Origin of the sequence: Streptococcus handemini (assembly GCF_040984445.1) — a bacterium.
Lineage (GTDB): Bacteria > Bacillota > Bacilli > Lactobacillales > Streptococcaceae > Streptococcus > Streptococcus handemini.
Genome location: NZ_JBFRYH010000004.1, coordinates 52,780 through 60,728 on the forward strand (window position 1 = coordinate 52,780; position 7,949 = coordinate 60,728).

The window sequence follows — 7,949 nt, forward strand, 5'->3', positions numbered from 1 at the left end:
AGTTAAATTGATAAATGGAAACTGATGACTCAAATGAAGAAAGCAACCATTCAATACTATATATTAAGCGTTGTATCTTTTATCAATCCATTTCCCCTGTCCTCTCTTCTATACTATCGCAATGTCTCACTACCTAGCTTTTTCAATTCTCCTAACATCATAAATACTCCAACCAAAATCATGATGAAATCTATTAGTGGCTGGGTAAACCATACTGCTTTTATCCCAAATACCATCGGTAAAAGAATCATGGCAGGAACGAATAGGAATAATTGTCTAAGCATGACAATAATGCCTGCTTTCTTCCCGTTTCCAATTGATTGGAAGAAGGTAATCGCCATAACCATTATTCCATACAAGATAAAGACAGAATAAAATAGTCTAAAATTTCCAACCCCTTGCGCAATAATGCTTTCCTCTACTCCAAACAAAGAAAGGATCTGGCTTGGAAATAGCAATGATGGAATCCAAAATATTCCTGCAAGAACAAGTCCGCCAATGGAAAATACTCTCATAGCTTGTCTTATTCTATCATATTGTTTTGCCCCAAAATTAGTTCCAACAACTGGTTGGAGACCTTGGCTCATTCCCCAAAGCGGAATAAAGGAAAAAGCATATACACGAAGTGAAGCAGCCATCAAAATTCCATTCGCATCTCCCCCATACTTAAATGCCATTTTGTAAAGCATGGTCTGTTGAACCATAAATAAAATGCTCATCATCATAGCTGACATCCCTACTCCAAACATTTCTTTTTTTATTTCCGAGTCAGACTGAATCTTATGAATTTTAACAACCTTACTTTTTCTTAAGAAATAATATAAAGTTACCGTAGCTTGGACAAACTGTGCAGTGATCGTTGCAAGTGCAGCACCTTCAATAGCGTATTCTCCCATAAGTATCATCAGTATCGGATCCAGTACAATATTGAGTAAAGCACCAAGACCCATAATCATCATGGCTTTTTTCATCAATCCTTCACCACGCATAACCATATTGGCAGACTGGGTAAAGTTTACAAATAAAGAACCAATAAAAATGATTCTAAGATACCGAATACCGTACGCTTTGATTTCACCTGTTGCTCCTATCATGGATAAAAAATGAGGCGCAAGAATTATTCCTCCGACTGTAATGATTGTCGAAAATACAATTACCCCAAAAATCAGGTTTCCCATAATTTTATCAACTGTTTTCTGCTCGCCTTTTCCAATTGCTCTTGAGAGAACAGAGGCAGATCCTACACCAAGTAACGTTGAAACACCATTGTTAAAAAACGTAAGTGGTGCTGCAACTCCACAAGCTGTCATAGCTGCTTGTCCCATAATTTTTCCCGCAAATATTCCATCCATTAACGGATAAAAACCGATAACCATCATTCCAATAACTGCAGGAATGGATAGCTGAAAGAGTAACTCTATCGGTCTTTTGTGAAGTAATTGTTCTTTCATATCTTGATTCATTTGTATACATCTCCTTATGCTTTTTTTATAGGTAACTATCGGTTTATTTGAAACTTCTGACATTACCTTTACTTTCTTATTCTTTTCACACTATTTTGTCTGATATTCTTAACACCCCCTCAAAATCACCCGATAAGATAACTTAGTTATCACTTGTTTTTAAAAAACAAGGGCTTAAAAATAGTGGCCCTCATAGACTAAAAACCAATTAAATTTTTCCATCCAACATTGAAAAACTCTGAAATAATTTTTGAGTTCACTTTCAGTTCATCTTCTGTCTCAGAATGCATGATTATCTCACTTAAGGAACTGATATAGGTATGATTCAATAAATGAACTGTAATTTCTGGAATTTCAATAACTTGTTTTTTAACGGTTAACATGTGACATACTTTCTTTTGGTTTTTATCCTCAAGCTCAACCAACTGATCCGTAAAATTAGCATATTTTGTGCCATACGATTTATACATTAACAGCTCAAATATATCCCTATTTTTAAAAAGATACAAAGCAATGTCTACTGACGCTTGCTTTTTGATGTGAATTAAACCTTCTAGGTCATCATTTTCCAAATTTTGAAAGAATTCTGTTTCATTTTTTGAATAAAACTCTAAAATAGCATTAGCAAGCGGCTCAACCAAGGTAAAAAATAAATTTTCTTTGTCTTCAAAATGACGGTAAAATGCTCCCGTAGTAACTCCAGCATCCTTACAAATTTTTCTTAAATTTGCTCGTTCATAGCCATCCTTCAAAAAGTTTGCTTTTCCACTATCTAAAATGTTTTTATGTGTCAGTTCATAACCTTTTAAATCCGTCACTGTATCACCTCGTTTCTTTCTGTTTGATAACTTAGTTATCAGTTTACTTGATAATCTATTTTTTGTCAAGCTAAATAGAACAATTCATAAAAATTAATTCTCTAATATTCTTTTTTCTTCATAAAATAGATAAATTTATTTGATACTTATGCCATACCTGAGTGCTTCCCATTTTTTGGAGATATTCTTCGTATACATAAAGGAATATTCCAGTGATTTTTACCCTTACGACTTCGTTTGCAAATCCACACTTTATCATTGTAAGTTGTAGAATGAATAACAACTCTTGTGAGTTTACTACCACAGCCACCACAAATCATCACTTTACTTAAATCTAAGACTGAAATGTGATTGTATTTCTCTTTATATGCAGTCTGTGATTTTACGTAGTCAAAGATCTCTGGCGATATGATTAGTGCATGTTCTCTAGAAAACAGATACATATGGAGAAAAGAGTAGAAATAAGCACAGAAATAGCAAAAAGAATATGCTAACAATAAGAGGAATGTTCGTATATTCTTTTTGACTTTATATAGTTTGCGTATGATTTATGTAAAAATTCAGATGCCTCTATCAATATATCCGTTACCATCGCAAATCGTAGGAATAGATAGGCCTATACACTTTAAATAAACAATTGCATATTAGCCTGCTCACTATCACCGATAAAGGTGGCAACACCGCCATATTCAACAAAATCAAATAATTCGTCTTTTTCAATCCCCATTAAATCCATGCTCATCGTACAGGCTACAAATTTTACTCCTAGTTGGTGTGCTCGTTCAATCATATCTGGGAGAGAATCAACATTTTTCTCTTTCATGATATGTTTAATCATAGCGGCTCCCATTCCCGCCATATTCATCTGCGAAAGAGGTAGTTTATCTGCTTTAGAAGGTAGCATGATATCAAATAGCTTAGCCAAGCCGGACTTTTTTACTTTATGCTTTTTCAAGATAGAAATCCCCCAGAAGGTAAAGAACATTGTCACCGTTTTCCCATAGGCTGCCGCTCCCGATGCAATAATCATTGAGGCTAAGGCCTTATCTAAGTCACCACTGAATACAACCATCGTTGCACCATCTTTTCTTTCTTGTAAGACCCCTTCTTGACCTAACGAAGGCATTTTCATCACTTCAGTCTCTAAATGAGTAGACTTTCCTTTAGCAATTGTCGCAACTACTCTTCCATTTTCAATCTTATTGGATACGAGAGTGTTGCCCGTATTTTGACACCAGGCTTCAATATCTGCACTAAAACCAAAGTCACTTGCTTCAACCTTCATCTTTTGCCCAATAGACATTTTATCAATATTTTCTCTTACTTTTAAGATTGGTCCTGGGCATTGTAAGCCGCAAGCATCTAACCGAATGGTTTCTGATGGTTCTTCCATGACTGTATTCACATCAGCCGTCTGATTTGAATAATCAAAGAAGATTGGTTTCAATTGATATTTTGCGGCTTTGTAAGTTTTATAGCCCCCATCTAAATTTTTCACATCAAAGCCGGCCTGACTTAGCAGCCGTGCGGCATTGTATCCTCGAAGCCCAACTTGACAAAAAACATAAATGGTTTGATCCTTTGGTAATTCTTCCAAATGATGGCGTAACTGATTTAATGGGATTTGACGACTTGCTTCAATTATTCCAGTTGCTAATTCAAATTCTTCTCGAACGTCCAAGAAAAAGGCATTTTTACTTACCAAATCATCAACCTGCGACCATTGGAAGGTTGTCACCTTACCTGAAAGAATATTGTCAGCCGTGTAGCCCAACATATTGACAGGATCTTTGGCAGATGAATACGGTGGAGCATAGGATAATTCAATACTTGCAAGTTGGTCGGCACTTGCCCCAAAACGCATAGCCGTTGCAATCACATCGATTCGTTTTTCTACTCCTTCTGTCCCAATCGCCTGAGCTCCTAGTATCTTTCCGTCTTTACCAAATAAGAGTTTGAGGGCGATTGGAGAAGCTCCTGGGTAATAACCAGCATGGGAGTTTGGGTGGATATGGATGACTTCATAGTCAACACCAGCTTGTTTTAATACCCGTTCGCTATTTCCTGTGCTTGCTACTGTTAATTCAAAAACCTTCGCAACGGCTGTGCCTTGTGTCCCTAGATAGGATGCATCAATACCATTTATGATATCCGCAACTAGTCTGCCTTGACGATTTGCTGGCCACGCAAGTGGAATATGCGTCGGCTTGCCACTAACTAAATCAACCACCTCGATAGCGTCACCAATGGCAAAAATATCTGGCGCACTCGTTTGCATCTGCTGATTTACTTTGATACCACCTTTAAATCCCAATTCTAGACCAGCAGATTTTGCCAACGTATTTTCCGGAAGAACCCCGATAGACAAAATGGTCAGATCGGTTTGTAGGATTTTACCGCTCGCTAGAAGTAGCTCTTTCCCTTTTTTGCGAAACTCTTTTACTCCATCACTCAAAATCAGATTTACCCCATGGATATTTATTTGTGAGTGGACCATTTGCGCCATTTCTATGTCGAGAGTCGGCATCACTTGTGGTGCCATTTCAATCAATTGAACCTGAATTCCTAGCTCAATAAGATTTTCCATCATTTCTAGACCGATGAAACCACCCCCAACGACTGTCGCCGTACGGATAGTGTTTTCTGCAATATAAGCCTTAATTTGGTCCATATCCGGAATATTTCTTAAACTAAAGACATTTTCAGATTGTTCCAGCCCATCAATCGGAGGCACGATTGCTTTTGCTCCTGTTGATATGATAAGCTTATCGTAATATTCAACATAGCGTTCACCTGTTTGATGGTGAACAACCGTCACATTCTTGCTTTGCGGGTCAATCTCTATCACTTCAGAAAAATTTCTGACATCCAAACCATACTGTTGATTCATACCATCAATTGTTTGAAGCAACAAATTTTCACGTTCCTTAATTACGTCTCCTACATGATAGGGAAGACCGCAATTCGCAAATGAAATGTATTCTCCTTTTTCAAATAAAACAATTTCATCCTCTTCACTTAAACGACGTAACCTAGTTGCAGCTGTTGCTCCACCCGCAACTCCACCAATAATAACAATTTTTTTAGACATAACATTCTCCAATCTTTTACAGCATTCATTATATACCCTATAGGGTATATTGTCAATAAAAAATTTAAAAAAAAGTAACGAAAAATTCTCCGTTACTTGCTTTCTTTTTATTTTTTTACAATTAACTTAATGGCCTCTTGTAAACGCACTTCTTGTTCCTCAGGATTATCAGACGGGTGCTCTATGCAGGATCGAACCTTTTGAGCAATCGCAATCCCCATCATACTGTTTATACTCGAGCGAACAGCGCTCAACTGCGTCACGATATCAATACACTCTTGATCTTCTTCAATCATTTTTTGAATGCCACGAAGCTGTCCTTCTGCACGTTTCAACCGGTTTATCATCTTTTTTTTATCTGTATCCATACCTTATATGGTATCGTTAGTTTTAAAAAAAGTCAACACTAAAACTTGATATCTCTAAAAAATCGATTCCACTATACCCCAAAAGGGTATAAAGAAAAGCTATTTAAACAATGATTTCAACGACTCTTCCGAAAATACTGACTTTTCAACATCCTTGACTAATCTTCGAGAGTGGTTCACCCAAGCGAAAGTCCGCTCGACAACCCAATGTTTGGGGATGATTTGCCAGCTTTCTTTGATTTTTTCAGAAATATCGACTGAACATTGGAATTCTTCAAGCATCATCTCTTCAAAACTTTTACGATAATCAGCATCGGCTGAAAAAGCCTTGATATTTGGGAATTATGCCATCACTTGACGAGCGACCAAAATGCCTGATTTTGTGTCAGAATTCTGAATGCAGATTCTAATTGTTTTATTTTTAACCTCTACCAGTAAATGCCATCTCATCATGAACAGTTTGAAAATCATCCCTGGTCACACCGTTCTTGAGTTTAAGATTTATAAAAAAGGATGCATTTATTCTCACAAACTACTTACTTATGGAAACAAATACGTACCCCTATGGTCTATGGGAATAAATTACTCTCCTATCAAGCTATCAAGCCTACTATCACAACTCCGACTCTCACTCTGATACTTACCCCTATACGACAAAAAGCCTTGCAATCAAGGCTTTTTACTATCCCTTTCGTTCAAAGGTTTCTAGGCTTTTACGAGCAGACTAACGCACTCAGATATATCTAAACTGCCCAATTATAATTTTATAGCTTTTTGAATAATTGGCAACTTGAATGTAATCGATTTTATCCATTGGCTATTCTGTTGTCTCTCTGAAAAGATGTGAACTTCTGAAATGATAGATTCCACAACTTTACACTTCTCTTTATCATTTAAAAGAGTAAGGCTTCTTCTAAATCCTCTAATAACCACTTCATTTCTAGAATTTTTTCAATATTTGCAGATTCATCGTCTAAAACATTTTGTAACAAAAAGCAATCTGATTCAAAAACAGAAAAGGGAATTTCTTGTCTCATAGCTTTACGAGAAACATAGTGCTCATGATTCACTAACGTCCAGTAAGACTTATATTGTTCAAAGCTCACTTTTACTTTTTCACCGTTAACATATATAATATTCCTTCATATTTACTCCTTTTGGTCTGTTTAACCATTTGAAGAAATAGCTTTTTCCTCATTTATAAAGTGAATATCCATATGTCATTTCAATCGAATTCGCATAGATTATTTTAAAAAATCCAATATAAAACGTAAGCGCCCCATAACGAGGTATCTACCGAGATTGTCAGTTCTCCAGTATACTGTTATAAAAACAAAACTGGAGGATTTTTTATGTCACACCCCATCGTCCCATTGACTGTTCCCCAATCTCGACGCTTTGAAAAGAAAAGCAGAAACGATATTCTGATGAAAATTCGTCTCGGAAAAGTGGAAGTCACATTCTTCCAATCTATCAACCAGGAGGTATTGGAAACAATCTTGGATAAGGTACTAGTCTATGACCATCCGACTCAGTGATTTAGGACAAGTTTACTTGGTTTGTGGGAAAACAGATATGCGTCAGGGCATTGACTCTCTTGCCTTTCTTGTCAAAAGTCAGTTCAACTTGGATCCCTTCTCAGGTCAGGTTTATCTTTTCTGTGGAGGTCGAAAAGACCGCCTCAAAGCTCTTTACTGGGACGGACAAGGATTTTGGTTGCTTTACAAACGCTTTGAGAATGGGAAATTGACCTGGCCAAGTGATGAAAATGAAGTCAAAGCCCTAACATCTGAACAAGTTGACTGGCTGATGAAAGGATTTTCCGCCTTTCCCAAAATAAATGCTTCAAAAAGTCGTGATTTCTATTGAAATCATGACTTTCTTTTCGGTATAATAAAGAAAACAGGAGGATGAGACTATGGAAGAGTTAGTAGCCATTATTAAACAACAAGCAGCTGTTAACCAACAGCTTACCAATGAACTTGCCCTCCTTCGTGAACAGGTGGCTTATCTGACTCAAAAACTCTACGGTAAGTCATCAGAGAAGGTTGTGTATCAACCTGGTCAGTTGAGCTTGTTTGATGAGGAGAGTCTCCTAGAGGAAGACGCTGACTTACCCAGTTGAAACAGAAACTATCACCTATAAACGCAAGAAAGCTAAGGGAGTTCGTCAGGCTATTTTTAGTCAATTCACTCCAGAGATGGTTCA

Annotated in this window: 8 protein-coding genes; 3 read left to right on the top strand and 5 right to left on the bottom strand. The window is 36.9% G+C overall.

Annotation, left to right across the window (positions count from 1 at the left end):
* Positions 1-113 precede the first annotated feature (113 nt).
* The 5 genes from ABPH35_RS01240 to ABPH35_RS01265 all read right to left on the bottom strand — a co-directional run bounded on the left by ABPH35_RS01240 (position 114) and on the right by ABPH35_RS01265 (position 6,846).
* Entirely contained in the window at positions 114-1,463 is a 1,350-nt protein-coding gene (locus tag ABPH35_RS01240; RefSeq protein WP_368849495.1) for an MATE family efflux transporter, read from the bottom strand.
* Between the two features lie 197 nt (positions 1,464-1,660).
* Positions 1,661-2,281 (bottom strand): TetR/AcrR family transcriptional regulator, encoded by a 621-nt coding sequence (locus tag ABPH35_RS01245; RefSeq protein WP_349987893.1) that lies wholly within the window; start codon positions 2,279-2,281, stop codon positions 1,661-1,663.
* Between the two features lie 625 nt (positions 2,282-2,906).
* Entirely contained in the window at positions 2,907-5,372 is a 2,466-nt protein-coding gene (locus ABPH35_RS01250; RefSeq protein ID WP_349987892.1) for an FAD-dependent oxidoreductase, read from the bottom strand.
* Positions 5,373-5,479: 107 nt separating this feature from the next.
* On the bottom strand, positions 5,480-5,740 hold the full coding sequence (locus tag ABPH35_RS01255) for a metal-sensitive transcriptional regulator (RefSeq protein WP_349987891.1): 261 nt from the start codon (positions 5,738-5,740) through the stop codon (positions 5,480-5,482).
* An 893-nt stretch (positions 5,741-6,633) separates the two neighbouring features.
* A complete protein-coding gene (locus ABPH35_RS01265) occupies positions 6,634-6,846 on the bottom strand; it encodes a hypothetical protein (protein WP_368849496.1) in 213 nt (70 codons plus the stop codon).
* A 246-nt stretch (positions 6,847-7,092) separates the two neighbouring features.
* Between ABPH35_RS01265 and ABPH35_RS01270 the strand changes: the two genes are divergently transcribed.
* The 3 genes from ABPH35_RS01270 to ABPH35_RS10970 are packed head-to-tail and all read left to right on the top strand — an operon-like array spanning position 7,093 to position 7,865.
* Positions 7,093-7,278 (top strand): hypothetical protein, encoded by a 186-nt coding sequence (locus ABPH35_RS01270; protein WP_349987889.1) that lies wholly within the window; start codon positions 7,093-7,095, stop codon positions 7,276-7,278.
* Entirely contained in the window at positions 7,259-7,609 is a 351-nt protein-coding gene (gene tnpB / locus ABPH35_RS01275; protein ID WP_349987888.1) for an IS66 family insertion sequence element accessory protein TnpB, read from the top strand. Before ABPH35_RS01270 ends, tnpB begins: the two co-directional genes overlap by 20 nt.
* A gap of 49 nt (positions 7,610-7,658) precedes the next feature.
* Positions 7,659-7,865 (top strand): transposase, encoded by a 207-nt coding sequence (locus tag ABPH35_RS10970; protein WP_349987887.1) that lies wholly within the window; start codon positions 7,659-7,661, stop codon positions 7,863-7,865.
* Positions 7,866-7,949 lie beyond the last annotated feature (84 nt).

Bases quoted from the DNA above. Each gene is read 5' to 3' on its own strand.
- ABPH35_RS01240 (WP_368849495.1), bottom strand. From the start codon at position 1,463: ATGAATCAAGATATGAAAGAACAATTACTTCACAAAAGACCGATAGAG.
- ABPH35_RS01250 (WP_349987892.1), bottom strand. From the start codon at position 5,372: ATGTCTAAAAAAATTGTTATTATTGGTGGAGTTGCGGGTGGAGCAACA.
- ABPH35_RS01255 (WP_349987891.1), bottom strand. From the start codon at position 5,740: ATGGATACAGATAAAAAAAAGATGATAAACCGGTTGAAACGTGCAGAA.
- ABPH35_RS01270 (WP_349987889.1), top strand. From the start codon at position 7,093: ATGTCACACCCCATCGTCCCATTGACTGTTCCCCAATCTCGACGCTTT.
- tnpB (WP_349987888.1), top strand. From the start codon at position 7,259: ATGACCATCCGACTCAGTGATTTAGGACAAGTTTACTTGGTTTGTGGG.
- ABPH35_RS10970 (WP_349987887.1), top strand. From the start codon at position 7,659: ATGGAAGAGTTAGTAGCCATTATTAAACAACAAGCAGCTGTTAACCAA.